At 53.0% G+C, this 25,414-nt stretch carries 27 protein-coding genes; 11 read left to right on the top strand and 16 right to left on the bottom strand.

The window, feature by feature from the left end:
- Position 1 precedes the first annotated feature (1 nt).
- Both JJO78_RS04805 and JJO78_RS04800 read right to left on the bottom strand, forming a co-directional pair.
- Positions 2-727, bottom strand: a complete 726-nt coding sequence (locus JJO78_RS04805) for a response regulator transcription factor (protein ID WP_075194521.1) — start codon at positions 725-727, stop codon at positions 2-4.
- Between the two features lie 114 nt (positions 728-841).
- Positions 842-3,007 (bottom strand): DNA topoisomerase III, encoded by a 2,166-nt coding sequence (locus JJO78_RS04800; RefSeq protein WP_273622996.1) that lies wholly within the window; start codon positions 3,005-3,007, stop codon positions 842-844.
- Between the two features lie 123 nt (positions 3,008-3,130).
- Between JJO78_RS04800 and JJO78_RS04795 the strand changes: the two genes are divergently transcribed.
- Together JJO78_RS04795 and JJO78_RS04790 are read left to right on the top strand one after the other, a co-directional pair.
- Positions 3,131-3,475, top strand: coding sequence for a BolA family protein (locus tag JJO78_RS04795; RefSeq protein ID WP_075194523.1), 345 nt, complete (start codon positions 3,131-3,133; stop codon positions 3,473-3,475).
- Complete coding sequence (locus tag JJO78_RS04790; RefSeq protein WP_007151771.1) at positions 3,472-4,095, top strand: L-threonylcarbamoyladenylate synthase; 624 nt, start codon at positions 3,472-3,474, stop codon at positions 4,093-4,095. The genes JJO78_RS04795 and JJO78_RS04790 overlap by 4 nt, the downstream gene beginning before the upstream one ends.
- Positions 4,096-4,100: 5 nt before the next feature.
- Here the strand turns inward: JJO78_RS04790 and JJO78_RS04785 are convergent, their stop codons facing one another.
- The 4 genes from JJO78_RS04785 to JJO78_RS04770 all read right to left on the bottom strand — a co-directional run bounded on the left by JJO78_RS04785 (position 4,101) and on the right by JJO78_RS04770 (position 6,780).
- Positions 4,101-4,754 carry a hypothetical protein gene (locus JJO78_RS04785; protein WP_273622993.1) on the bottom strand — a complete coding sequence of 218 codons (654 nt, stop codon included), beginning with the start codon at positions 4,752-4,754 and terminating at the stop codon, positions 4,101-4,103.
- 175 nt (positions 4,755-4,929) lie between these two features.
- The gene (locus JJO78_RS04780) at positions 4,930-5,610 is read right to left on the bottom strand and encodes a hypothetical protein (protein WP_273622992.1); all 681 of its coding nucleotides are present in this window, start codon (positions 5,608-5,610) and stop codon (positions 4,930-4,932) included.
- A gap of 15 nt (positions 5,611-5,625) precedes the next feature.
- A complete protein-coding gene (locus JJO78_RS04775) occupies positions 5,626-6,360 on the bottom strand; it encodes a HupE/UreJ family protein (protein WP_206512133.1) in 735 nt (244 codons plus the stop codon).
- A 48-nt stretch (positions 6,361-6,408) separates the two neighbouring features.
- Positions 6,409-6,780, bottom strand: a complete 372-nt coding sequence (locus JJO78_RS04770; RefSeq protein WP_126810365.1) for a hypothetical protein — start codon at positions 6,778-6,780, stop codon at positions 6,409-6,411.
- Between the two features lie 80 nt (positions 6,781-6,860).
- Here JJO78_RS04770 and JJO78_RS04765 point away from each other — a divergent pair, with 80 nt between their 5' ends.
- A complete protein-coding gene (locus tag JJO78_RS04765; protein ID WP_126810364.1) occupies positions 6,861-7,139 on the top strand; it encodes a metal-sensing transcriptional repressor in 279 nt (92 codons plus the stop codon).
- 112 nt (positions 7,140-7,251) lie between these two features.
- A complete protein-coding gene (locus tag JJO78_RS04760) occupies positions 7,252-8,556 on the top strand; it encodes an MFS transporter (protein WP_273622990.1) in 1,305 nt (434 codons plus the stop codon).
- A gap of 65 nt (positions 8,557-8,621) precedes the next feature.
- Here the strand turns inward: JJO78_RS04760 and JJO78_RS04755 are convergent, their stop codons facing one another.
- The 8 genes from JJO78_RS04755 to JJO78_RS04720 all read right to left on the bottom strand — a co-directional run bounded on the left by JJO78_RS04755 (position 8,622) and on the right by JJO78_RS04720 (position 14,243).
- Positions 8,622-9,245: an SCO family protein gene (locus JJO78_RS04755; RefSeq protein WP_273622989.1), complete on the bottom strand. Its 624-nt coding sequence runs from the start codon at positions 9,243-9,245 to the stop codon at positions 8,622-8,624.
- A complete protein-coding gene (locus JJO78_RS04750) occupies positions 9,242-10,084 on the bottom strand; it encodes a cytochrome c oxidase assembly protein (protein ID WP_151981752.1) in 843 nt (280 codons plus the stop codon). The genes JJO78_RS04755 and JJO78_RS04750 overlap by 4 nt, the downstream gene beginning before the upstream one ends.
- A gap of 19 nt (positions 10,085-10,103) precedes the next feature.
- Positions 10,104-10,742: a DsbA family protein gene (locus tag JJO78_RS04745; protein WP_273622988.1), complete on the bottom strand. Its 639-nt coding sequence runs from the start codon at positions 10,740-10,742 to the stop codon at positions 10,104-10,106.
- Between the two features lie 208 nt (positions 10,743-10,950).
- Entirely contained in the window at positions 10,951-11,412 is a 462-nt protein-coding gene (locus JJO78_RS04740) for a hypothetical protein (protein ID WP_151981748.1), read from the bottom strand.
- 14 nt (positions 11,413-11,426) lie between these two features.
- Positions 11,427-12,341 carry a cation diffusion facilitator family transporter gene (locus JJO78_RS04735; protein ID WP_085681243.1) on the bottom strand — a complete coding sequence of 305 codons (915 nt, stop codon included), beginning with the start codon at positions 12,339-12,341 and terminating at the stop codon, positions 11,427-11,429.
- Between the two features lie 101 nt (positions 12,342-12,442).
- Entirely contained in the window at positions 12,443-12,793 is a 351-nt protein-coding gene (locus tag JJO78_RS04730; protein WP_228210855.1) for a DUF3703 domain-containing protein, read from the bottom strand.
- Positions 12,794-12,805: 12 nt separating this feature from the next.
- Positions 12,806-13,342 (bottom strand): signal peptidase II, encoded by a 537-nt coding sequence (gene lspA, locus JJO78_RS04725; RefSeq protein ID WP_273622986.1) that lies wholly within the window; start codon positions 13,340-13,342, stop codon positions 12,806-12,808.
- 4 nt (positions 13,343-13,346) lie between these two features.
- Positions 13,347-14,243: a cation transporter gene (locus JJO78_RS04720; protein WP_273622985.1), complete on the bottom strand. Its 897-nt coding sequence runs from the start codon at positions 14,241-14,243 to the stop codon at positions 13,347-13,349.
- 183 nt (positions 14,244-14,426) lie between these two features.
- Here JJO78_RS04720 and JJO78_RS04715 point away from each other — a divergent pair, with 183 nt between their 5' ends.
- The 4 genes from JJO78_RS04715 to JJO78_RS04700 all read left to right on the top strand — a co-directional run bounded on the left by JJO78_RS04715 (position 14,427) and on the right by JJO78_RS04700 (position 19,176).
- A complete protein-coding gene (locus JJO78_RS04715; protein ID WP_273622984.1) occupies positions 14,427-14,774 on the top strand; it encodes a hypothetical protein in 348 nt (115 codons plus the stop codon).
- A 145-nt stretch (positions 14,775-14,919) separates the two neighbouring features.
- The gene (locus JJO78_RS04710; protein ID WP_273622983.1) at positions 14,920-15,909 is read left to right on the top strand and encodes a porin; all 990 of its coding nucleotides are present in this window, start codon (positions 14,920-14,922) and stop codon (positions 15,907-15,909) included.
- Between the two features lie 248 nt (positions 15,910-16,157).
- The gene (locus JJO78_RS04705) at positions 16,158-17,564 is read left to right on the top strand and encodes a hypothetical protein (protein ID WP_085681232.1); all 1,407 of its coding nucleotides are present in this window, start codon (positions 16,158-16,160) and stop codon (positions 17,562-17,564) included.
- Positions 17,565-17,637: 73 nt separating this feature from the next.
- On the top strand, positions 17,638-19,176 hold the full coding sequence (locus tag JJO78_RS04700; RefSeq protein WP_273622982.1) for a hypothetical protein: 1,539 nt from the start codon (positions 17,638-17,640) through the stop codon (positions 19,174-19,176).
- Positions 19,177-19,206: 30 nt separating this feature from the next.
- Here JJO78_RS04700 and JJO78_RS04695 read toward each other — a convergent pair whose 3' ends face one another.
- Complete coding sequence (locus tag JJO78_RS04695) at positions 19,207-20,520, bottom strand: ATP-binding protein (RefSeq protein ID WP_273622981.1); 1,314 nt, start codon at positions 20,518-20,520, stop codon at positions 19,207-19,209.
- A 185-nt stretch (positions 20,521-20,705) separates the two neighbouring features.
- Positions 20,706-21,002, bottom strand: coding sequence for a hypothetical protein (locus tag JJO78_RS04690; protein WP_085681226.1), 297 nt, complete (start codon positions 21,000-21,002; stop codon positions 20,706-20,708).
- A 332-nt stretch (positions 21,003-21,334) separates the two neighbouring features.
- Between JJO78_RS04690 and JJO78_RS04685 the strand changes: the two genes are divergently transcribed.
- The 3 genes from JJO78_RS04685 to JJO78_RS04675 all read left to right on the top strand — a co-directional run bounded on the left by JJO78_RS04685 (position 21,335) and on the right by JJO78_RS04675 (position 25,414).
- Positions 21,335-22,588, top strand: coding sequence for a DcaP family trimeric outer membrane transporter (locus JJO78_RS04685; protein WP_273622979.1), 1,254 nt, complete (start codon positions 21,335-21,337; stop codon positions 22,586-22,588).
- Positions 22,589-22,878: 290 nt separating this feature from the next.
- On the top strand, positions 22,879-24,180 hold the full coding sequence (locus JJO78_RS04680; RefSeq protein ID WP_085681224.1) for a TolC family protein: 1,302 nt from the start codon (positions 22,879-22,881) through the stop codon (positions 24,178-24,180).
- A gap of 49 nt (positions 24,181-24,229) precedes the next feature.
- Positions 24,230-25,414, top strand: coding sequence for an efflux RND transporter periplasmic adaptor subunit (locus JJO78_RS04675; protein WP_273622977.1), 1,185 nt, complete (start codon positions 24,230-24,232; stop codon positions 25,412-25,414).

Genomic DNA, 25,414 nt, shown 5'->3' with positions numbered 1-25,414 from the left:
GTCAGGCTTGTTCCATGACCGGTACGTTCTCATCCGGGCCAGAGGCTTTCATGGCCTCAAGACGATAGCCGCGCTGGTAAATGGTCTTGATGCGGAAGCCGTTTTCGGGATTAAGGCCCAGTCTGCGGCGAAGCCGGCTCATGTGCGTGTCCACGGTACGGGTATTGATGTCTTTCGCCAGTCCCCATACTCGCTCAAGCAGCATCTCGCGGGTCAGTAGGCGGCCCTGGTTCTGGAACAGGAACAGGGTCAGGTCAAAATCCTTGTCGGTCAGCGTCAGCACGTTGCCGTGAAGCGCAATGGTCCGAAGCTGGGTATTGATCTCGAAAGGGCCGTACTGCAACGATTCTTTTTCGGTATCGGGGCTGGTGCGACGTGCCAATGCATTGATGCGCGCCACCAGTTCTGCCTCGCGAGCGGGTTTGGCGAGGTAGTCGTCAGCACCAGCATCCAGCGCACGTACGATGTCCGTCTCGCTGTCGCGCTGGGTGAGAAACACCACCGGAATCTGCCAGTTCAACTGCGCACGTACGCTTTCCAGAACCTCAATCCCGGTCATGTCGGGTATTTGCCAATCCATCACCAGCAGATCATAGCTGCGGTGAAGGACCGCGCTCAGGAATGCCTGGCCTGACGGAAAACTGTCGCAGTGGTGCCCGCGCTCGGACAACACAGACTGAATGTGCTGAGCCTGTTCATGTTCGTCCTCAAGCAGGGCAATTCGCATCAAACGTCTCCCGACATCAAATTTGTCATATTCAGGCTTCCCGGCCGACGGCGGGGAATGGGTATTGAATTCAGCTTCATATTATTACAAATCCGCAATTTCGCTTCAGTGTCGTTATGTAGTGTTGCGTAAACGGATCGCAGGCTTTCCGTTGTCGTCATCCAGTGTTTGTCGGCAGCCGGGGAAATTACTGCAGCCCCAGAACCAGCCTTTTTTGCCTTGTCTGCGCACCAGGGGCGAAAAACAGTGCGGGCAGGGAATGGGTTTCTCTCCCGTGCCATCCGCCGGAGACTGGTCCTCAATGGGCCGTGTGCCTTTGCAGTCAGGAAAGCGGGTGCAGGCATGGAAGGCACCAAACTTGCCCTCGCGCTGGCGCATGGGAGCGCGGCACTTGGGGCAGTGCGGCTGCCCCTCGCTTGGTGGGGCAGTCTTGGCTTCCTGCTCTGGGGTATTGATGAACCCGCGTATCTGTTCTTTCAGGTCTGCAATAAACTGCTTGGGATTGCCCTCGCCGCGGCGAATACTTTCCAGGGTGGCTTCCCAGATGGCCGTCATATCCGGCTTGCTGACGGATTCCGGCAATGAATCAATCAACGCTTTTCCCTTCGGCGTTGACCGGATGTGGCGCTTGTCCCGGTATAGATAGTCGCGCCGGAACAGGGTATCAATGATCGCCGCCCGCGTGGCCTCAGTGCCCAGCCCATCGGTCTCACGCAGGGTTTTCCGAAGTTCTGGATCGCTGACAAAGCGAGCGATATTGGTCATCGCTGACAGCAGCGTCGCGTCGGTGAAATATTGGGGTGGCTGGGTTTTGCGCTCGGCGATGTCCATCGAGTCACAGAGTATGGGGTCACCTTTCTCCAGGCGAGGGAGGGGCGCTTTGGCGGCCTCCTGTCGGCTTTCCCGCTGGCGAATCTCCAGGGTTTTCCAGCCCGGCTGAAGAACCGCGGTTTCCGTTGCCCTGAACGCGTGTTCGCCAATCCCGACAGTTAATTTGCCATCCCGGTGAATGGCGTCGGCGCTGAACTGCATCAGGTAATACCGGCTGATCAGTTCGTAAATGTTTCTCTCAGCTTCGCTCAGACGTCCATTGGGCGCCTTTCTGGCCGTCGGGATGATAGCGTGGTGGGCATCCACCTTCTTGTCGTTCCAGGCTTCGGTGCGGCGGTTGAGGTCCGTTGCCTCGCAGGCTGTCGCCAGTTCGCCGGCGACATTGCCAATGGCCTGCACCACACTCTGACGCTGGTCAAAATGACCTTCCGGCAGATAACGGCAGTCCGAACGGGGATAGGTAATCAACTGGTGGCGTTCGTACAGGTTTTGTGCGGTGTCCAGCACGTCTTTCGCGCCCATGCGGAACAGTCGCCCCGCCTCGATCTGCAAGGCTGAGAGTGAGAATGGGAGAGGCGGCGTTTCGTTCCTGTCGCGGAAACGGGATTCCGTAACTTTGCCGGGCCGTCCTTCTACGGCCTCGGCGATCTGTCTGGCGACATCGCTGTCCAACAAACGGTCTTCTTCGTCCAGGTATTCCCGGTAGGCTTCCGAGGGCTGCCAGCGTGCCGTAAACGATTGCTGGTCCGATTCCTCATCTATCGCGTGGCACGTCGCCTGAACGCGGAAAAAAGGTTTCGGCTGGAAGTTCTCAATGGTGTTGTCCCGCTCCACCACCAATCCCAGCACCGGGGTTTGTACACGGCCGACGGAATATACGCCCTGCTGGCCCTGCTGCTGGTAGGACAGGGTATAGAAACGAGTAAGATTAATGCCGTAGAGCCAGTCCGCCCGCTGGCGGGCGAGGGCGGAATGGGACAGGCGGCGAAACTCACGATTGTCCTTGGGAGCCTGGATGGCCTTTGCCACGGCCGCCGGAGTCAGGTCGTTGATCAGGATTCTCTGCACCGGACAGGTGGCACCGGTGTAGCGGATGACTTCGTCCACCAGCAGTTGGCCTTCCCGGTCCGGATCGCCGGCATGGACAATGGTCTCCGCCCTGCGGACCAGAGACTCCAATACCTTGAGCTGCTGGCGTACGCTGTCTTTAGGCATCACCTCCCAACGCCCGGGAAACAGGGGTAAATCTTCCTGTCGCCATTTTTTCCAGCGCGGGTCGTACTGGCCGGGTTCCGCCGGTTCCAATAGATGGCCGATACACCAGCTAACGGTGCTGGCGTTGCTTCCTTCGCCGCAACGAATCCATCCGTTCCCCTTCTGATGGGGAGCGGGGAGGGCAGCAGCAATTGCCCGGCCCAGGCTTGGTTTTTCAGCAATGTACAGGCGCATAAGTCGGAAGCAGTTTTCGGGTGGGGATGGAAGATGGCGCTTTGTCTGTATCCTGTCAAGGTAACACAGCGTTTGGTGTAGTAGACTGTTCCATAACACATTCAATCAGGAGCAGGCCTGTTTATGTCCACACAACAAGCCATTGAGCAAAAGCTGACAAGCGCTTTCGACAGCCAACACCTCATGGTTGAAAACGAGAGCCACAAACATAACGTGCCGCCGAACTCTGAAACCCATTTCAAGGTGACTCTGGTGTCTTCAGAGTTCGAGGGGCAGGGTAAGGTCAAGCGGCACCAAGCCATCTACAAAATACTGGCGGACGAAATGGCCGGTGGCGTCCACGCCCTGGCGCTGCATGTGTATTCACCACAGGAGTGGGAGAGTTCCGGCCAGGCTGCGCCTGATTCTCCCAATTGCATGGGCGGCTCCAAGAACGATCCGGCCTTTGCATCCGGAGGTGGCCAGTGAGCCAGTTCTTCCAGATTCACCCGGAAACGCCCCAGAAACGACTGATCAACCAGGCCGTGGATATTCTCCGCAAGGGAGGCGTTATTGTATATCCGACGGATTCCGCCTACGCCATTGGCTGCCACCTCGGTGACAAGCAGGCAGCGGACCGGATAAAGCGCATTCGCCGCCTGGATGACAAGCACAACTTCACCCTGATGTGCCGGGACTTGTCGGATATCGGTGTGTTCGCGAAGGTCGACAACACCCAGTATCGGCTGCTCAAGAACTTCACGCCGGGGGCTTACACATTCATTCTGGACGCCACCAGTGAAGTACCACGCCGTCTGTTACACCCCAAGCGTAAAACCATTGGCATGCGGGTGCCAGACAACGCGATTGTGCAGGCGCTGCTGGCGGAACTGGGCGAACCCATCATGAGCAGTACTCTGATATTGCCGGGTGACGAGGACCCGATGACCGACCCTTATGACATCCGGGAAACTCTGGAACACGAGCTGGATCTGATCATCGATGGTGGTTTTTGCGGCCTGGAGGCGACCACCGTGGTGAACATGACTGGGGATGCACCGGAGGTGACTCGCGTCGGTAAAGGGGACCCAGAGCCCTTCCGGATTTAGCGGAATCAGGCCCGGGTGTTGAGGCTCAGGGCGAAATTTTTGCGGTCTGCGTAGTTGGTCGCCTGATCGGTATTAATGGTTCTGCGCAGGCTGTCGTAGCGGTGCGCCAGGTCCTGCAGGCCGTTGAATTGTTGGTTATCGCTGACCAGGGTGTCCAGCAGTGAATTGTTCACGCCGTATGCCTTGTTCAGTTTGAGCGCGTTGTCCACAAAATGCAGGGTGGGCTCGCTGGCGCTGAGCCGGCTGAATGCCTCCCCGAACGGCTTGCTGTTGTTCAGGTCCTGTTCGATACGGCTACGGCTTTCCTCTGGGATGCCACCACCAACGCTGATCTTGCCTTCGTCGTTCTTCGAAACTTCCACACTGGTTGCCGGGTTGAGTTTGTATTCGGCAAGTTTATGCCGCAGCGTTTCTCGCATATAGGCAAGGTCCTGCCCGACGGTTTGTTTGTATTCCGCCATCTGCAATCGGGTGGACTTGGGGCGGCCGGTATCGAAGCTCGCCCGTTCCGACAGGGTGAACCGGTCATCGGTTGCGGAGCCCGGTGCCTCCGGAGCAGCGGGCTTTGCCGGCGCATTGCCTGGCGCCGCCGGCTGTTTCTTTTCCATGGCCTGCTGGAACTGGGTGCTGGCTTTGATCAGCGATGTGAGTAGCGACATGGCGTTGGTTCCCTCCCATGGCCAATGAGAAAATGTTGACGGTTTTGGTGTCTAGGGGAGGTGTAAGCATAAAGCGGGCCATCGCGACTTACTGCAGTGCACTTCTTAATACCCTGAATAGTTGGCAGGAGGGGCGGCCGCGAGACCGGCCCTCCCTTGGTAAGATCACCCGGATTTATAACGCTTTTCGCAACTCGCCATAATCTCCACTCGTTCTCAGCACGAGGGTGATGTTGTTGTCGTTCCTGTTTCGGAAAAACCAGCCATGGTTGCCGGTGAATGCAGCCACAAGTTCGCCTTCATCTTCCGGAACGCCCCGGCCTTTTTTGTAAGAGATGGATTGGCCACCGCCGTCACCGTGAGTGTCGAAATTGATTGGGCCGCCTTCAGAAACCCAGGAAAATCGGGCTGTCGCACCTTCTTCCATGGTGAGTTTGAACTCAGTGCCTTCTCCCGGCGTGAGAACCACGCGCACTTCATCCTGCCACTGCGACTCTGCAGGTGTCGGTTCTGATGCAGGCTCTTTCTCGGCAGGCGCGAGCTCAGGCTCGGGAGCCGATGCTGTTTCCTGAACAGGTTTGGTAGTTTCTGCTGCTTTTTGTTCCGCTGAAGGCTGCACAGCAACCATCTGGGCAGCCTCGTCAGCAGCTGCTTCTTCAGCAAGCTGCTCCTTGATCTCGCCCATTTCAGTCAGGCCCAAAAGGCGACCTGCGCCGGTTGGGTCCAGGGCGTATTCAGCGGGCATGACCACGGTTACCAGCAGAAACAGCGCCACAATAGCGGCAATGATGGTGGATCGAACCAGTTTGGCAGTGCTGGGCAGTTCTTCACGGTTGGGTATATCGGTGTTGTACATAAAAAATCTCCAGAATCAGGCGACAAAGTAACCGGTGAGCTGATAGCCAAAGAGCAGAAAACCTGCACTCATCATGGCCACGTTGGCGGTGTAGGCATGGCGGAAAAAGCCGTCGGTTTTTCGCCAGAAGCTGATGGCAATCAGGATCATGGCCAGGGCGATTAACTGTCCGATTTCCACGCCCACATTGAAGGCAAGGAGGTTCGGAATCAGGCCGTCCTGTGAGATGTCGTATTCGATGATCTTGGTGGACAGACCAAAGCCATGGAAGAACCCGAAAATCAACGTGGCGGCCTTGGTGTTGGGCTGGAAGCCAAACCACCGCTGATAGGCACCGATGTTGTCCAGTGCCTTGTAGACGATGGACAGACCGATAATCGCATCAATGATGTAGCTGTTGATGCCCACGTTGAAGTACACCCCCAGCAGCATTGTGGTGGAATGCCCCAGGGCAAACAGGCTCACGTAGATCGCGATGTGCTTCATCTGGTAGAGGAAGAAAATGACACCCAGCAGGAACAGCAGGTGGTCATAGCCGGTGACCATGTGTTTGGCCCCCAGATAGATGAACGAAATAAGGTTTATCCCGGTAATTTCCTGGATGTACCCCTTGTCGCCCTGGGCGACGGCATGGGCGAGTACATCGGTACTCAGGCCCAGCAAGCCCAAAGTCAGAAATATCCAGAGTAGACGATTGCCTGTGCCCATTGAGGACACACCACGGCATCGGCCAGGCAAGTTTGACAACATAAAGACTCCAATCGAATGTGTTTTTTCGGGCCGCGCAAGCGGCAAGAATCAAGCGGAAAGGAGAGCTTTTGGAGGGCGTTCAAGCCGATAGCGCAAACTGCGGGGAGAACCTCCGGCAAAGGGCACGGGCTGCCGGAGAACGGTCAGGCTTTGGGAAACAAACGGAACCCTGAGCTGATCTACGGTCTCGTGGGTATGATTGCCAGCATCATGATGAAGTGACGCCGCCTCTGGCTCTTCGTCAAAATCGTGGGTGTGTCCATTGCCTGGGTGGCCGTCATGCAGTGATTCCCAATCGCCAGCCAGCTCAGCCACACCGTGAGAGAATGACTCGCCAATCACCGACAGTGACAGACCCGCCAATGCAAACAGCATGACGAGCGTCGGAAGCAGTTTTCTCTGGTGGATGGCCGAAATCATCAATCTAATGCGTCGAATCTGTGGTTGGATTTCAAGGGAGATAGAGGATAACATCCCCCCATGGGGGATAGGAATTAAACATGGTAAATAATCACACGCATCAATCTCACCCGAATATTATCAAACGCCTGAAGAGGGCTAACGGCCATCTTGAAAGCGTGATTGGTATGATTGATCAGGGAAAACCCTGCCTGGAACTGGCCCAACAGCTTCACGCCGTGGAAAAGGCCATTCAACAGGCCAAGCGAGTGTTGGTTCAGGATCATATAGAGCACTGCCTCGATGATGCCATCGGACCTCTGGCACCGGATCAGCAACGCCGAGTGGACGAATTTAAGGCCATTGCCCGGTATCTGTGATCCTGTCAGTAACCAATTCCCGGATTCAGTCACACCGTAGCGGTTCAATCTTTACATGTACCAGCGACTGACACTGGTTCTGAATGCGGTTTTTGTAAGCGGTGGGTGACCCGTGATTGGAATCCTGAAACACCAAACCTATCGTCATCTGTTTTTGGCCCAGGTGGTCGCCTTGCTCGGCACAGGGCTGGCAACCGTGGCCTTGAGTCTATTGGCGTTCGATCTGGCTGGAGATAAAGCGGGGCAGGTACTTGGCACGGCGATGGCCATCAAAATGGTTGCCTATGTGCTGATTGCACCGCTGGCCTCGGCGCTTGCCGAGAGTGTGCCCCGACGGTTGATGCTGGTATCGCTGGATCTGGTGCGGGCTGCCGTTGCACTTGCCTTGCCTTTTGTGACGGAAGTCTGGGAGGTGTATGTACTGATCGCCGTGCTGCAATCTGCATCTGCGGCCTTTACGCCGACGTTCCAGTCCACCATCCCGGACACCTTACCCAACGAGGACGACTATACGCGGGCGCTGTCCCTTTCCCGTCTGGCCTACGATCTTGAAAACCTGATCAGCCCGGCTCTGGCCGGCATGCTGTTGTTGGTCACCAGTTGGCAAGGGCTGTTTTCCGGCACGGTGGTTGGCTTCATCGCATCCGCGTTGCTCGTCGTATCGGTGGCTCTGCCTTCTGGCTCTGCACCGGAGAAGCGCCGGAGTATTCACGAGCGTGCCCGCCGTGGGTTTCGTATTTTTATGGCCACACCGCGCCTTCGGGGGCTGATCGCGCTGAATGTGGTGGTCAGCATGGCCGGCTCCATGGTGATCGTGAACACCGTAGTGATCGTGCAAGGTGGTTTTGGCCTGACCGATCAGCACACGGCTATGGCTTTTGCGGCATTCGGCGCGGGTTCCATGCTGGCGGCACTGGCGTTGCCCGCGCTGCTCAAACGCTGGAAGGACCGTCCGGTGATGCTGGCAGGGGCTTGGGTGTTGCTCGGCGGTTTGGGCGCGGCGTGGTTTGCCGACAGCCTCTACAAGCTGATGCCAGTCTGGGCGCTGCTTGGTGTCGGATTCTCAGCGGTTCAGACACCCATAGGTCGTTTGCTCACCCAGTCTTCTCATGGCGAAGACCGCCCAGCACTGTTTGCCGCCCAGTTTTCGCTGTCTCACGCCGGCTGGCTGGTCGCCTATCCGCTGGCGGGATGGCTTGGCTCATCTGCCGGCATTCAGCCAACGCTGATTGTGTTGGCGGTTCTGGGGCTTGTCTTCCTGATTGCAGCCAGCCGACTGTGGCCCGCCGATGATCCATTGGTGATTGCCCATAGCCATCATGACCTGCCACGCGACCACCCGCACAGAACGGAATCGGGAGCGGAGCATTCCCACCGGTATGTGATTGATGAACTGCATCCGCGGTGGCCGGGTTAAATGACTTCGTCGCCTTTAGGCGTCAAGCTGATGGAAATGTGCCCTAAGATCAACTCCAACTCGATTCAGGAATCCTCCTGAATAAGAGCAACGAGGTCATGCCGAATTTCTTCTCTACTCAGATCGGGCCGCATTAAGAGGCGGGGGTTACCTTCGCGATCAAATACATAAATCGCGCTGCTGTGTGACACCGCATAATTTCCATCAGCGGCAGGTTCGTCATAACCGAAGGTTGTTCTATATCGTTTTGCCAGTTCACGAAGCTGGGGTTCTTTTCCAGTGAGTCCTACAATATTGTCGCCGAAGAAATCCACGTATTTTGCGAGACGCTCAGGCGTGTCACGTTTCGGATCGACACTCACGAACAAAGTGAGTACTTCATCCTGAAGCTCGGGGTCCAGGCCACTGGTTGCCTGATTGAGTTTTTGCAGGGCGGTCGGGCAAACATCGGGGCACGAGGTGAACCCGAAAAACAGCATTCTCACGCGGCCACTGTAATCATCGCCAGATACCGACTCGCCCCGGCTATTGATCAGGTCGAATTCCAGCTCAGGCATCAAGCCACTGATGTTTTTACCGTTCCAGTCTTCCGCGTCATTGCCAAGGCAACCAGTCAGCAATAGGGATGCTATCAGCGTTAAGGTCGCCGATATGATTTTGTTGCGCTGTCGCCAGAAGCGAGTTCTCATGACGCTGTTTCCTCAAGTTGTTTGGATTGATTGGTATATTTTCCGTCCTGATGCATGGCTCGCCGGAGCATCAGAAGAATGCCAAGGATGCTCATCATGGCCGGAGGGATATAGGTCAGCATGCCGCCCAGAAGCTGGTCGACTTCCGGGTCCAGCGGCCAGGCCCTGCCACAGACTTCGTAAACGTCGTAGACCATGTCACGTGAGAACACGATCCACGCTCCAAGAAACATCTGAAGCACACCTGCGGCAGCCAGAACCAACATGCGTCTGCCATACCCCAGCGATGAGGTGATCGCAGGCGGTCGCGGGTCGAAGATCAACCACCAGAACAGCAGGCCATCCAGTAACATGCTCCAGTTCATGACCCAGTACAGGTCCCGGCTGAGCATGGCGTCGAAATGGATTGATGGCCACAGCCAGAAATAAATGAGCCCGACAAACAGGAATAGGGCGATGAAGGGTTGTTGCAGGACCTGATAAACCCAACCCAAAGGCCGGAGCGTGCGCTTCCAGCCCGGGCTGATTTTTTCAAACCAGAACCGCATGACCGGCAAGGGATTGGAAAGCGCGATCAGGATAGGCCCGATGTGATGAAGGATCAGATGCTGGCCCCGATGGACGAAGAACATGTATTGCGCGTAGTAATCGAAGCGGGTCTGCATCACCGCATAACAGATCAGCACCCCCAGGGTGAAAGCAAAAATCCGCAGCGCGCCAGGCCGATCCTGATCCGGCATCCGAAGCAGACCGATGCCATAGAACCCCATCACGAGCATGTAGCTCAGCACGGTCAGCGGCGAGAAATCGTAGGGTAGAAGGTAGTCAAGCAGTGACATAGCGTTGCCGGTTTTGTTGTTATTCCAGTGACTCTACCTTGGATGTCACCAGGTCGTACAGTTCTTGAGGCCCCAGCCGGCTCAAGGAGTCTCCGTTGACGTAGAATGTTGGAGTTCCGGAAATTTTAACCGCTTTAACGTCCGCAGCATCCTGTTGAATAATGCCGTTTATTTCAGGCGAGGTCATACTGGCCCGAGCGGCTTCTACATCCAGCCCGGCTGACTCCGCCGCATCCCATGCTGCGGTGACATCGGGATCGTCATTCCACTGGGGCTGGGCTTCCATGACAGCGTCAAGCACCGGCTCGTAGATCCCCTGTTCGCGGGCGGTTTCCAGAATTCTGACGGCCTCTTCCGAGCCTTTGTGAAATAGCACGTAGCGCAATACCAGGCGCACTTTGTCCGGGTATGCCGCCATAATCTGTTTCACATAAGGGTACATGGCGCGACAGCCTTCGCAGGATGGGTCGAAGAACTCGACAATGGTTACCGGCGCGTCCTCAGGGCCAATAACGGGAGAGTAATCCCTCACCAGTGGCGTTTTTTCAACAACAGCGGGCTCATTAGTGCCCTGAGAGCGATCGTAAATAACAAAAGCACCAGCGAAGACAACCAGACAAAAAAGAACGAGGCTTGTGACCAGGGTTCGGGTACGCACGTAAGATCTTCCTATTTTAGATGGGTTTAACGAGTGTCAGGTTTTCCGGTATTCGGTAGTAGCCGATTGGGGACCTACCTTAGATAAAGCATCATTTCAATAAGTTACACTAGGGACTGCACGATAATCGTCACGACGGCCGCCGCCAAGGCCTGATGTCGTTTAACTTTGTCTCGCATGGGTTTCTTCTGTCTTGGTGATTCAATAATCAATTCGATGTTGCATTTTGGGGAACTTTTCGCAGTAAGGTTCGCCAACGAAGCTGGCGATACCGATAGAAAGTCTGAGCGTATAACCACATCACGAACGTGAGAACGCCCGCTTTGATTTCTACCTCGTCCAGATAGGTGCAGGCCTGATTTCCGTTAGGTGTAACTCGAATGATGTGGTCCCAGACGGGGACCAGCCCTCCGCCTTCTCTGGTGGAAAGAATTCGCGCGTCGTCGTCGATCCTTTCAAACGTCAGTGAATGCTTCCACGCAGGAATGCAGCCAAAGAACAGTAAGCGTGCAACCTCTGTGTCGCCATTTCGCCATTGTTGCGGAAAATCCTCGGCTCTTCTAAAGCCCAGAAGCCCCCTGCAAACAAACAGCAGGGTACTGCTTTTTCTGACTAACGCCCAGACATGATCAGCCGGCGCTGGAAAGGTTGTTGTTAGTCTTAACCTCACGCTCACATTCCTTGTCAGTGAGTCTGCGCCCCGCAATGGGCAGTGTTCGGGCATTGATCATCACCGCGCTCCCATTGGATGGTTGTATGCTGGATGCCAAAGTGCTCGTTCAGCATGTCAGCGGCCTCGCTGATGATCCGGTCGTCACTCTCGGGGTCCGGTTTCACCAAGTGAACGGTTAGTGCATTTTCAGTGGTACTCAGTGCCCAGATGTGAAGGTGATGGGCCGATTGAACACCAGGTAAATTCTCCAGGCGTTCGTGGACGGCCGAAGGATCAATGCCCTTGGGAACAGCATCGACGGCCAGTTTTACGGAATCTTTCAGCAACTGCCAGGTGCCCATAAAGATCACAACGGCAATAATGAGGCTGACGATGGGGTCAATCCAGGCCAGGTTGGTGAACATCAGTACCGTACCGGAGATTACCACGCCCACTGACACTGCAGTATCTGCGGCCATATGTAGAAAGGCGCCGCGGATATTGATGTCGCCTTTTTGCCCTTTGAGGAAAAGCATCATGGTGGCGCCGTTGATCAGCACACCAATGCCAGCCACGATCACCACCGTCAAGCCAGCGACATCAGCAGGCTCCGTCAGGCGCTGAATAGCTTCCCAGGTGATGCCACCAACAGCGGCGATCAGAATCAAGGCGTTGAAAAGTGCCGCCAGGATGGTGGTTTTCTTCAGACCATAGGTTTTGCCGTATGTTGCGGCTTTACTGGCGAGCCAACTCGCCACCCAGGCCAGAATCAGACCCATCACATCGCTGAGGTTGTGGCCAGCGTCGGCCAGCAGCGCCAGAGAGCCGGAAATAATCCCATACACCGCTTCGATGACGACAAACAGCGTATTGAGTATGACCGCAATCGCAAATGAGCGGTTATGAGTGTCGAAATGATGGCTATGGTCGTGACTGTGGTCGTGCATGTCTGCCTCTATCAACAAGGATTTGTACACAGTTATGAGCCCTGTAGTAGCTACAGGGTCAAATATTTGCGGTCGGTTTTTCTCTTGCTTGGGGAGAAAACCTACCGTTCGTGGGTTTCCTTTAGTACGCGTGCTAAATCCTCAGGTAACGGCATGGGCGCGAATGCGCTGACGTTTGCGCGCCCTGTGTTCCCAGCCGGAACCCAGATGCGGGAGAAGAGTAAGGCAGCGATCGCTCGAGTAAACTGCCCAACGACTTCGCGAGCATCTCTCGTCCGCCAACCCAGTTTGAGCATCCGTATATGAGTTGCGGCGTGCGCCAGAGCGTATTTCTGGCTGAGGATATGGGCGCGTTCAAGATGGGTGAAGGCAGACTGGATATCGCCCCGTTTTTCTGCCTCGTGGGCAGCCTGAAGTTCCGCACGAAAGAAGCGTTTCAATTCACTGTGCATTGATTCCTCCTCCTACTCCCTTCCGTAGTTGCCCATTTTTGAGCGCGAGTCTTCCACTTGTTCGTCGGGACTTTTTTGGGTTCTAAAGCTAGTGGCCGAAATCATGATCACGCCCAGGACTATGAAGACGTCGGCAAGATTGAACGCCGGCCAGTGCCAGGATTGCCAATGAAAATCCAGGTAATCGACAACGTAGCCTCGGAAAACTCGGTCGATGACATTTCCGAATGCACCGCCAAGTACCATCGCATAGGCCAGGGCTTCTGTTCGCTTATGGCTGTCCCGAATCAATTTGACCAGAACAGCCGAGACGACAACGGCTATCGCAATAAAAAAATATCGCTGCCAGCCCCCGCCATCGGCGAAGAGACTAAAGGCAGCGCCTTTATTCCATACGTGCACCCAATTAAAGAAAGGAGTGATCTCAACCGATTGCCCGTAAGCCATGGATTGCTGGACGAGCCATTTAATAAGCTGGTCGGCCAGCGCTACCAGTGTGGAAAAGCCGAGAAAGATAAACGTAGAAAAACTAGCACGGTGTTCAGACATCGAATTATCCTTTTAGTGCAAGGATGCGCTTGGCACCAATGAATACAATGCCTCCCACAACGCCGCCAATAACCAGATCCGGATAGTTTGATCCGGTCCAGGCAACAAGAAGCCCCGCAAGGATAACTCCCAGATTGATAACCACATCATTGGCCGAAAAGATCCAGCTGGCTTTCATGTGAGCACCGCCTTCACGGTGTTTTGCGATCAGAAGAAGGCAGCTGATGTTGGCAACGAGAGCAAGAGAGGCGATGGTCATCATCATTGACGACTGGGGATCACTGCCGAACAGAAAACGCCTGCCAACCTCAACCAGTACACCGACGGCAAGGATAAGCTGGAGAATGCCAGCCACATGCGCAGCTCTGACCTGCATTTTGATGCCGTGCCCAACGGCGTAAAGAGCAAGACCGTAGACGGCAGCGTCGGCAAGCATGTCTAGCGAGTCTGCAATTAGGCCAGCAGACTGCGCGATCAGGCCCATCGTCATCTCGACCAGAAACATCAGGCCGTTGATTGCCAGCAGTATCCATAAAGTGCCGGATTCCTCAGTCTCGTTGGCATGAGACGATTCAGCCGCCCTGACGGACTCAGGGCTGGCGTCTTCTGTCTTCTGCAAGGAAGCGCCCAGATCCAGGGTTTCCAGTTTGCTGGTAATAGGTTCGACTTCGCCTTGATGGATAATTTCCAGCTTTCGATTCGATAGGTCGAATGAGAGTGACTGAATGTTGTCAAAACCCGTGAGCGCCATTCGAATCATTCGCTCTTCTGAGGGGCAATCCATTTTTGGCACGCTGTAGGTGCTGAGCTGGCTGTCTGTTTCGGCGGTGACGGGTCTCTGAAGCTCATTGTTTACGACAGAATCTTCGCTGCCGCACTGTCCATCGCAGGGTTTGCTCATTTTCGCGGCTCCGGTTCTCACACAAGTTCCGTTATTTAAAACCCTGTAGTCACTACAGGGTCAACGTTAAGTTGTTAGTTTTTGACGACACTGGTGAACCCACGGCGATTCGACGACTTGCGGTTCAACCCTGTAGTAACTAACGGGTTGAACTGGAGTACATCAAAAGGAGCTTGAGCAACGATGAGACAGAGCAACAAGAGCGTACTTATCCTTGGTAGCTACGGAGCTGCAGGGGCGGCTATTGCAACGCTCTTGGGGCAACGGATCGACGGCAACATTGTCTTGGCAGGCCGGTCGCTGGAAAAAGGGCGTGAACGGGCGGAACAATTAGATCGCCCGGGGAATACCGGGCAGAGCTGGCATCAAATTAACAAGGTGGTGTCCGGTTTAGCGGGGGCCACCACAGGGAGCGAACAGAAGAATTTAGTGAATGACCTGGCGTCAGACGGAAAGCGCTTCCGTGCCCACGACGCGATGTACGAAGACAGCCGCTTATATTCAAGTTCAATTCAGTGTCAAAGGGTATAATAAAAGGTTTTTGTTTTAGATTGTTGAAATACAAAGAAAAAATTTAAAAATGTAACAACTCTGCAATAAGTGCAAAGCACCATCTACTCAGCATTTGAAAGACTTCAAGTGTCATTTTGAATCTATCTAATCTGAAGAGGTGTCCATGAAAAAGTGTCTATCAATGTTGGTGTTTGGTGGGGTTGCAGTAACTTCAATGAATGCACTAGCGGCGGAAGGTCCTATCCTGTACGGCAAAGCCAATGTTTCGTATGAAAACCAGGACGACGGTAATAGCGATACCTGGAAGCTCCAGAGTAATGCGTCCCGTCTGGGGGTAAAAGGGGCGCTCAATACCGACCTCGAAGGCTTGGAGGCGATCTACAAGGCAGAATTTGAAATATCGATTGATGATGGAGATAAGGATGGCCAGACTTTCTCGCAGCGTAATATTTACGGTGGCTTCAAGCAGGCGAACCTCGGTGCACTGATTGCGGGAAAATTTGACACACCTTTAAAGTCAGCGCAGGGCAAGGTTGACCAGTTCAACGACCTACAGGCGGATATAAAAAATATCATGGCTGGTGAAAATCGGACCAGCAACATTGTTCAATACAGTTCTCCACGTCTGTTTGATGCTGTGGGCGTTAGTGTTGCCGTCATCCCGGGTGAAGAGCAGTCAGCTGGGGCAGAGAACGACGGACCTGCGGATGCAGTTTCCAGCTCTTTTACGTTTGAGAATGACCATTTCTACGGAAGTATTGCCTACGATTCTGAGATTGAAGATTCACTGGAAGCCGATTCAAGTGGCGATAGTCGTCTCAATATCCTGCGAACCGTAGGGAAGGTCCGATTAAGCAACTTCGAGATCGGCGCAGTTTACCAGTTGGCAGAAGAAAGCGATGGCCCTGGAGAAGATACGTCTTATCTGGTTGGCGGTGCCGTTAACCTTGAGCGTTGGAAGATCAAGGCGCAGTACGGACTGACAGAAGCCGAGACAACAAACGAGGAGCTAACCCTGGTGGCCTTGGGGCTCGATTATAAACTGGCTAGCAAGAGTAAGGTTTATGCTTACGTGTCTCAGGTGGAGGCGGACTTGGCTGACTCTGAGGACTCCACATTTGGTGTGGGCTTCGAGCATAAGTTTTCCATGTAGGGTCGAGCGTGATCGCTGAATACAGGGAGACCGACGTATCTGAAATCTTTTCCGGATTTCAAGTTCATTTAAGGTTCGTGTGAGAGCCTACTTGTGAGTTAACTAAGGTTATTTAATGGCGGGAATGCTTCATTCCCGCCTTTTTTTTGACCTTTAGTCCGTTGTTCTAGCTGGTTTTAAGATTTACGCCACGATCCGTACGAATCGGATATCACAAACAATCAAGAAAGAAACTGGAGGGGATTACATTGAAACGCAACATTCTGGCCACTGCGATTGCAGGGATGACAACACTGTCGGGAAGTTGGGCCGCGACGGCAGCGGAGATTGAATTCCACGGTGATATGGATAACCGCTTTCAGGCTTACACCAATCAAAGAGACTGGTTTTCTGGTGGTAACTCAGGTGGCGGTACGCTGAAAGATGACGAGCCGACCGAGAGCTTCGGCGAGGTCAAATATCGCTTCTGGGCGAAGGCAACTTCTGACGACAAGAAAGTTACCGGTGTATTCGCGACGGAGATTGGTGGCATCCGCTACGGTGAGGGGTCGGGTGGCGACTATTCCGGTGATGGTGTGAACATCGAAACACGGTGGGCTTATGTGGATTTCTTGGTGCCCAACACGCTAGACCAGCGCGTATCGCTGGGCTTGCAGCCAGTGTCAGTGAACCGACATGTCTGGACTGAAACCGCCACAGCCGCTGTTTGGAAAGGCTCACTGGGCTCTGGATTTGACTATCAGTTGTTATGGGGGCGAGGTGACTCTTCCAATGAGAGCGGCGTCGACTCAGAACAGGACGAAGGCTGGGATGGCGCGGACAACTTCGCGATCAACCTGAACAAGCGTTACTCACCGAACCTGAGCGCGGGCCTATTCTATCTCTATCAGATGAATGATCAAATTGCTGAGGGAGTAGGTACGGTAAATAGCAGGGAGTATGAACTGAAGAGTATCGCTGATAACTCCAAATATTCCGTTTCCAGCTTTGGGGTGGAGATGGATTATGGTCAAGAGACGTCGCTAGGCCGCATGTTCGTGAAGGGTACGGTGATTGGCCAAAGCGGAACAATAGAAGGTGTAAATTTCGTCCCATTGAATGGTGCTACGAATCCCAATACGAACTATGACCTTTCGACCTTTCTGGGACGCGGCGAGCTCGGGCTGCAATTTGGACCAAACCAACTGACGTACACCGTGCTCTACGCATCGGGCGATGGCAATGAGCAAGACGGGGACTTCGACGCCTTCATCGCCACGGATGTCGACTTCAGCGACAGTATGATTTTTCAGGAAAACATGACGAGCGATGACTACTTCGCCGAAACGCCCTATATCCTCGACAAAGGGTATTTCATGAACAAGCTACAGCTCGATCATAAAGTAGCGGCCAATATTACGGTCAGCGGAATGATTGTCTACAACCGCTTGGCTGAGGACATTGCACTTGCCGATGGATCGTCCTCAAAAGATCTCGGACTGGAATTTGGCTCCAAGGTCTCGTACTTCCCATACCCTTCGCTTGAGCTGTCGGCAGAAGCTGCATACCTGGCATCAGGCGATGCCATGGATGCGCTGGAGGAAACTGCCTTACAGGACGGCAAAAGCGATCAGGACATTGTTCATGTTGCCGGTCGGGTAAGGTACAAGTTCTAACAAGAACGGGGTGGTGGGAGCGCCACCCCGCTTTTGTTATACGAAATGAATCCGCATTAAGTGACTTTTTCCTATGATGACTCGTTCTGCAGTATTTGTGTTCCTGATGCTACTACTAGCTGGTGCGGTACAGGCGGTTGAGCGTGAGCATCCAGCAAAGGCAAAGGTCACTCAGGTAGATCGTGATCAAAAAGTGCTTTCCCTCACAGTCGACGATGCCACTGTTGAGGTAGGTGATTTATTTGTTGTGTTGCGGGAGCCTGATCATGCAGGCATCCCGGAGAAAAACCTTGCAGTCATCGGTATCGAGAGTATCGGAAAGGATCAGGCGGTAGGGAAAGTGCTGTTTGGAACGATGCCCTCCGTTGGCGCTGTATCGAAACGCTTTTACGGTATCCCGGCAGTGTTTACTGACAGAGCCGGCGACCCCAGGGCGGTAACGCCGGCGTTGAAAGCCCGATTTCCTGATCTTTTGTGGCGGGACGAGCCAGAGGCGTCAAACGATGTGCCATTGGTGCGCTTTCAAGTTACCGGGAGAGGTCAAGCCGTTGCGACCTACAATAACACCTGGTTGGTCGGCATCGTACAGACCGATGCTGAAGAACGTCGGGTAGGTTCAGTTGAGGAGGAGGTTTTAGCGTCTCCATTTGCCAGACTGCCCATCAACGCAAAGTCGTTGTCCGCGTTTCGTTCTGGCAGCGATTACTATTTTGCGGCGGAGCATGGAAACAAACTCAGCTTTTTCCTTGTTGATTCCAGCGGGGCTGTTCAGAGCCTGGCGTCCATTGAGGTGCCCCGTCGGGAGAAAGTTATCCGAATGGACTGGTACGTTTCAGAGAACTCATATTACCTCATTTTAAATCAGTGGAATGGCCGTCGCGTTTCAAGTTCTTTGATCCAGTTGGCCGAGGGGGAGGCCGAAGCCATCGGTTTCATTCCCTTAATTTTGGGATTGCAGGATTTGGATGCTAACGGTCGCCGGGAAACTATTCTCGGGCAGTCTTTCTACTCAGAGCAGGGGTTTGGTTCAGAGGTTTATGAGATATTAATCTCACCGAACGGGCCTGACCTTGATAAGGCCGATCATGAAAAGTTAAGCCGATACACGCCGGTGTTTCGGGTAATCGGTGCCGTTGTTCAGAACAAACCGGGACCTTTGAATATGGTGACCGTCTCCCAAGGGAAGGTTTCATTTTTCCCTGCTGGCACTGAGGGCCCACATCTGGACTATGAGATTGGAAAACGGGTGTCAGGCACGAGTATGACTTACGACGTGTCGCCTGAGTTGGTGTTTAGTCCGAGGCAAACACTATTTTTGCCGAACCTGCTCGTACGCTCCGGTGGGGACGCAGTTAATATCGGGATTCCACAGGAATCCAGTGCAGCCGAAGATATGATAGGTGTTTATGATACTCGAGTTGATTGGTTGACGCTGAGATCCGGGAAATCTCCCAAAACTCAGTCAACAAGTCTTCTAACGTCGGCTCCGGTGTCCCCCGTATCAGGCAATACAGAGTTATTCTTTATGTCGCCGGATGAAAACTCAGTTCAAAGTGACAGTTTTGACGTTGAGACGTTGGTGTATCGGGCTGCTATGCCTACTGGTCGCTGACGAAAGCTGGATAAGTTGCCCTTGTAGTCGTCAAATGCTTCTGGGAAGCTCGATTAGAACCCGAAGACCACCTTTGGGTGATATAGAAAAATGCATGGCGCCACCGTAGTCATTGATGATTTCCTCAACGATTGATAGGCCAAGGCCATAGCCAGGGGTTTTTTCGTCCAGTCTTTTCTGGCGCTTGGTAAGATCGGCGAGTTGGTGTGACGCTACTCCGGGGCCGTCATCTTCAACAAGAATGGTCAAAGTGTCATCGTGAAGTTTCAAGTGTAGATGAACTTCCTGAGAGCACCATTTGCTTGCGTTATCAAGCACATTACCCAAGATCTCATTAAAATCACGCTCATCAATTGGCCAGACAAGCTCTCTGGGTAATGTTTCTTGAAGATGGATCTGTTTGTAAGGATAGATTCGACTGACTACGTCCACCAGTGCCAGAGTTCTCTCAATGATCGGTGTCGCCTTTCCAATGTACTGACCGGACATTTCGGTTTTTCTCATTTGAGTGTCGATCAGCTCGTGCATTTCAGACAGTTGAGACTTAATTTGACTCACGATTGTGGTGGGAATGGCTTCGTCATTGATCATGGAGTTTATGACGGCAAGGGGGGTTTTTAAGCTATGAGAAATATCTGCGGCTAGGTGGCGTGAACGGGTAAGTTTTTTGTCGTACGACTCTAATAGACGATTAAGATGTTTGACAAGTTCATTGAATTCTTCAGGTACGTTCTCATCCAGTCTATTACGCTCACCCTTTTTAAGCGACGTTAATTGGGAACTCATCATTTTTAAGGGTTTTAGTGCGATAGTTACCCCAATAAATATGATCATTGATATCGTAACGAGAATTGCAAAAGATATTATCCATATAAGAACGTGAATTTTGTCAAGCGTGTTTGGTGAGTAGGAGCTTTTTTCAATTATAGTAACGCTTAGTTTATCTTGTCTGTTATTAAATATTTTGTAGTAGCCAAGGATTGAGCGATCATCATCCGATATGTGAAAAATTCCAGGCTTTTTGAACGATTCTACCACCTGTAATTTCGGTTTAATGTTCTCGCTTGTAAAACTCCGACCTTGACTGTCTTCGATGTGAACAGAATATTGAGACAATGAAAAATTTCTGAGAGAGGATTTTGTAATTTCTTCTTTATCATTTGTTAACATCTTTGAGAGTCGGTTAGCTGCAGCCTCTAGCTGCTGCCTGTGAAGCTCGTCATGGATATAGTCGATTAAAAGGGTGTGTGAGAAGAATATTAGCCCGGTACACGCGAAACCCGTTAGTGTCAGGAAAGTAAGCAGTTTCCGTTTTATTGAAGGGCGTTGTTGTTTTCTGGGCATGTTGTCTGCCAAGCAGGTGGTTAGAATTTGTTATCGACTAAATCTAGGCCTAAAAAAGCCGCACTACAAAAGTAGTGCGGCAAGACGGAATGGTGGAGACCATTCACGATGCAACTGGTTTTGAAACGTCATTTATCGGAAGAATTTTCTTCTTAAATCCACAGGCGCTTAGTGCGAAACTTGTTCTAATGACTAAACTGATCTTTTGAAAACTGGTCCAATTCAGAGAGATTGATACCTCCCGATTTGATCATCTCGTGATAGATATCGTCCTTATTCGATAGCATCAATTTCCGGCGAGCCTCCATGCCCACTTCAGATGCGGCTGCCTGTGTCATTACTCTATGCTGCCTCTTCATGTCCTGAATGCCGCTTTCGGAGAGCATGTTTTGTGCCAGCCTACCGTTATTAGCCTCAGAGGCATGGAGACTTCCTGCCGTCAAGGTTAATGCGAGAGATGTGAGCAAGAGATGTTTTCTCATAGAGTCACCTTTAAGTTGAATGGTCTGCATCCCGATGGAAACAGATGAACTTTAACTCAGCTTGAAAAAATAAAATTAGATGATGAAAAGGGCTCAGTTAGAAGAGCGGTTGCGATGGGGCGTTAATACAAAGGTATTAAGGGGGCTTTTTTTCAATTTCGTTTCAAGTTCATCTGCTATCAATGGCGAGTCGTTGTTCTGGCGGAAAGTGCGAGATCAATGAACAACTTACCGGTAGTGGCCGACAACTGAAGCGCATTAGCTGTCTGTTTGTTCAGGGCCAAATACCGGTCAGATGACATACAACGAAAGCTCATGGAGACTGATTTACAATGCAAACTAATAAACTCAGGTTAGCGATGAGAGCAACACTAGCGCTTGCGGTTACGGGTCTGCTGGCCCCGTCTGTTCATGCGCAATCTGCAACTGAACTTCAGACACAGATTAATGATTTGCAGCGCCAATTGGATGACATGTCGGAAAGTAAGGGGTCGGAAGGTTGGATGGTGCCTGGCACCAACACCACTGTAACAATCGGTGGCTATGTCAAGCTGGACATGATCTATGATTTTGATCAGGACATGGGTGACAGCCTGTTCGTAGCAGGCCTTGATACTGCTAATAGCGATAGCGACCCTTCATTTCGAGCCCATGCTCGACAATCACGGGTTCGCATTAAGACAACCACGCCAACAGAAGTGGGTGATGTCAAAACGACCGTTGAAGGTGACTTCTACGGTGGTGGCGGTAATGAAATTTTCTCCAACTCCAGAGGGCTGCGTCTTCGTCACGCCTATGGTGAGCTGAACGGCCTGCTCGCCGGTCAAACCTGGAGTAACTTCATGCAATTTACCGCCTATCCGTCCACGGTTGATTTCGACGGTCCAGTAGGTGTTTCTTTTATTCGTCAGGCACAGTTGCGCTACACCATGCCTCTTGGCGGCGGTGCTAATTTTTCCGTTTCTGCTGAGAATCCGGAAACAACGGGTTTTGACGGCTCCCGCGATAATGCGCCGGATCTGACTGCCAAGTACAAGTGGGCCGGCAGTGCTGGTGGCATTGAAGTTGCCGGTCTGGCACGTTCGCTTCAGACTGACTCTGCAGCTGCTACGGGCGACGATAACGCCTTTGGTTATGGCGTTTTGATCGCTGGTCGGCTAAACCTGACCGACGCCACCACGGTCATGGCAGGGGCGATCTTTGGTGACGGCGTGGGTCGTTACATCTACAGTTCCTTCAGCAATAATGACAGCAGCGCTAGCCGCACTGGTATTGGTGAAGCATACATCGACGCCAACGGCGATCTTGAAACCATTGAGGCATACGGTGCCAACGTTGCTATCAGTCAGCAGTGGACGCCGAAGTTCTCCTCTGGTCTGTCCTATGGGCGCGTAGAGGGCGATCAGCCAGCAGATCTGTTCCCGAACTCCTTTGAAACCCTGCAAAGCGTTCACTTCAGCAACTTCTACAAAGTTGCTGACCCGGTAACGCTGGGATTGGAGCTTTCCTTCGCAGACAAAGAGTTGGCCAATGGAGAATCTGCTGATAACACTCGCCTGCAACTGGCTGCGCAGTTCGATTTTTAATCGTTCATAGTGTTGCTTCACATAATTGGACCCAACGACGGGCTGAAATAGGCCCGTCGTTTTTTATCTGCGCTCCCTCCGATGCGCTGGACGATGCCCTCCTCTTTTGTCTCTTTCTTTCACCTCTTTTTGGCGTATACCCCGCCATAGTTTCGTTGAACTCCGTACGAGTTTAGGTTTGATGGCGCCGAATTCAGACTGATTTAAAGGTCTGTCTGTAGGGTCGTCCTGGCATTTACGGCGAAAACGCTGATTCATGTATCTCAGTCAAATAGCCAGGATGATATTGAATGAACAAACGACTGTTGTTGTGGGTGCTGATAGTACCCGGAGTCTTGAACGTCATGCCTTCGGCGGCGGCCACCGCCGGGGAGAGCGTTTCACTCAAGGAGTACCAGCAAGCCAAGGCCAGGCAGGCTGTCTCTTTAAATGAGGCAATGGTAATGGCATTTGAGAATAGCCCGATATTGGCTTTGAGGCGGGCTGCGGTGTCCATGCAGGAAGCTGAGCTCGATCATGCCAGCCGCTGGGCGCCCAGCAACCCGGAGCTTGAGATGAGTGGCCGCGACAATCCAGATCAGGCGGATCAGTCACTGAATTACGAGGTTCGGGTTACTCAGGAAGTCTGGATGGGCAATCGGGGCGATCTCGGTCAGTCGCGTGCTCAGAGCACTCTCACTTCTCAACAGCAGGAACTTGAATACCTGAAGGTGGCGACCAAGGCCCGAGTGCGGTCAGCCTACTTCAAAATACTGCTTGCACAGAAAGAGCTGGAAACGGCAACCCGCACCGTTGAGCTGATGCACCGAACCAAAGAGCTGGTCGAGGTGTCCGTTGAGCGGGGCAAACAGACCCGGATTGAGCTCAATACCGCCGTCATTGGCTTGGCAAGAGCTAAGAACCAAAAGGCCGAAGCGGCGCAGAAGCTTAGGCAGTCAAAAATTGACCTGACGGAAGTTCTTGGGGTGTCCCCCTCCGATGCGGTAGGGGTCGCGGGAGAGCTCAATGTAGCTCGTGCCAACTTGCCACCAACTAATCGGCTTGTCGCGATGGCTCAGCGCCAGAGAGGGGATCTGAAGGCGGCAGCAGCCAGAATTGCTGCAAATGAGTCCGGTCTGGAACTGGCCAAGAGTCTAAGTATTCCGAACCTGAAAGTGTTCGGGTTCTACGAACGGGAGGAAAGATCCAACCTTTTTGGTGCGGGTGTGTCGATGCCTCTGACTGTGTTTCATGATTATTCCGGTGAAAAAAGGAAGGCCTCGGCTCAGTTGAAAATCTCCGAGCTTGAGGCCGAGGCGCTGCGTTTGGCGACTGAACGCCAGGTCGTATCTGCTGTAGCTCAGTACGAATCCGCCGTACGCAGATTGCGCCAGATGAACGAGTCGATTCTCGAGCGTTCGGAGGAAACGCTGCAACTTATGCAGAAAGCTCTTCAAGCGGGAAAAGTCGATGCTTCCGATGTCCTGTCCGCTCAGGACAATCTTTTGTCGGTGAGGAAGGAATACGTCCAAGTGCAACACGACTATATCGACGCCGTCCGGGCGTTGGAAGTAAGCACCGGCGGTGCCCTTTCAATGTCATCCGGTTCCTGATGACAAGAAAATTAATGGTTGAACGTTCTCTTTTATCGAAGGTGTTTAGATGATTCGAAATCTGCAGATATTGTTTGTCGCGATCAGTTTTCTGGTCTATCAGCCACTGGCGTACGGCGCCGAAGAAGCCGAAGGAGGGCAGCACCAAAAGGGTGAGGCTGGGCACTCGGCTGAAGGCAGTGAGGCCCGCGAAGTTCATCTGACTCCAGAGCAGAGGGAGTTGCTCTCCGTGCAGACTGTAACGGTGCCCCGAGGCCGTGCTGACAATATCGTCACTGCGCCAGCTGAAGTTCACTATGTTCCGGATCGCGTCGCTGAGGTAGGGCCGCTATTGCAGGGAAAGCTTACGAGACTGGCTGTTGATCTGGGGGAACAGGTTGAAAAAGGCCAGTTGTTGGCCGCGTTGAACAGCGTTGAGTTGGCCCGCATTCGTTCCCGCCTGAACTCGTTGAAAGCTCGGAAAGAAGCCGCGACTGCGGAGTATCAGCGAGAAAAGCAATTGCGGAGTGAAAGCTTCACCAGCGAAGAAGAGTTCTTGGACGCCAAGGCCGCTTATCTTGAGATTACAGCGGAGTACGATTCGATTCGTGAGCAACTGGCGGTTTTTGGCTGTGATTCGTCAGGCGCAGATAGCAGTCTCGCACAGTACGCGCTCCGTTCTCCTATCCAGGGGCGCATTGAGCGCATGGATGCCCGGTTGGGCCAAACCTTAAGCTCTTCAGATACGCCTTTTACCGTAGCTGATACCTCTGTGGTGTGGGTGATGTTGCAAGTTGCCGAAACTGACATTGGCAGGGTATCCGTCGGAGATGAAGTTCAGGTCTTCTCAAAGTCGGTTGCAGACCGCTTTCACACCGGGGAAGTGTCCTGGATCTCAAATGAGCTTGACGAGGAAACCCGCACCATTCCGGTTCGCGTTGTACTCGAATCCCCCAACGGCGACCTTCGTCCAAATACCTATGCCAAAGCGAGAGTCATGACTCAATCGGCGGCATCACTGCCCCTAGTTCCACACGATGCCGTGCAAACCATCGATGACGAGTCCGTTGTATTTGTTCCGGGTAATGAAGGGGGAGCCTACAAGGCGGTTCCAGTCACTCTTGGTAAGGAGGCTAACGACTGGATAGAGATTAAGTCCGGCATCAGCGCAAACACGGAAGTGGTTTCAGTGGGCGCTTTTGATCTGATGTCGGCCATTACCGCCAGTGGCCGCAGCGCCGCTCACGGACACTAA

Origin of the sequence: Marinobacter sp. DS40M6, from assembly GCF_028581595.1 — a bacterium.
In the GTDB taxonomy this organism is placed as follows: Bacteria; Pseudomonadota; Gammaproteobacteria; order Pseudomonadales; family Oleiphilaceae; genus Marinobacter; species Marinobacter salarius.
Note: the sequence above shows the minus strand (reverse complement) of the source record. Positions and strands in the feature narration are given on the sequence as shown.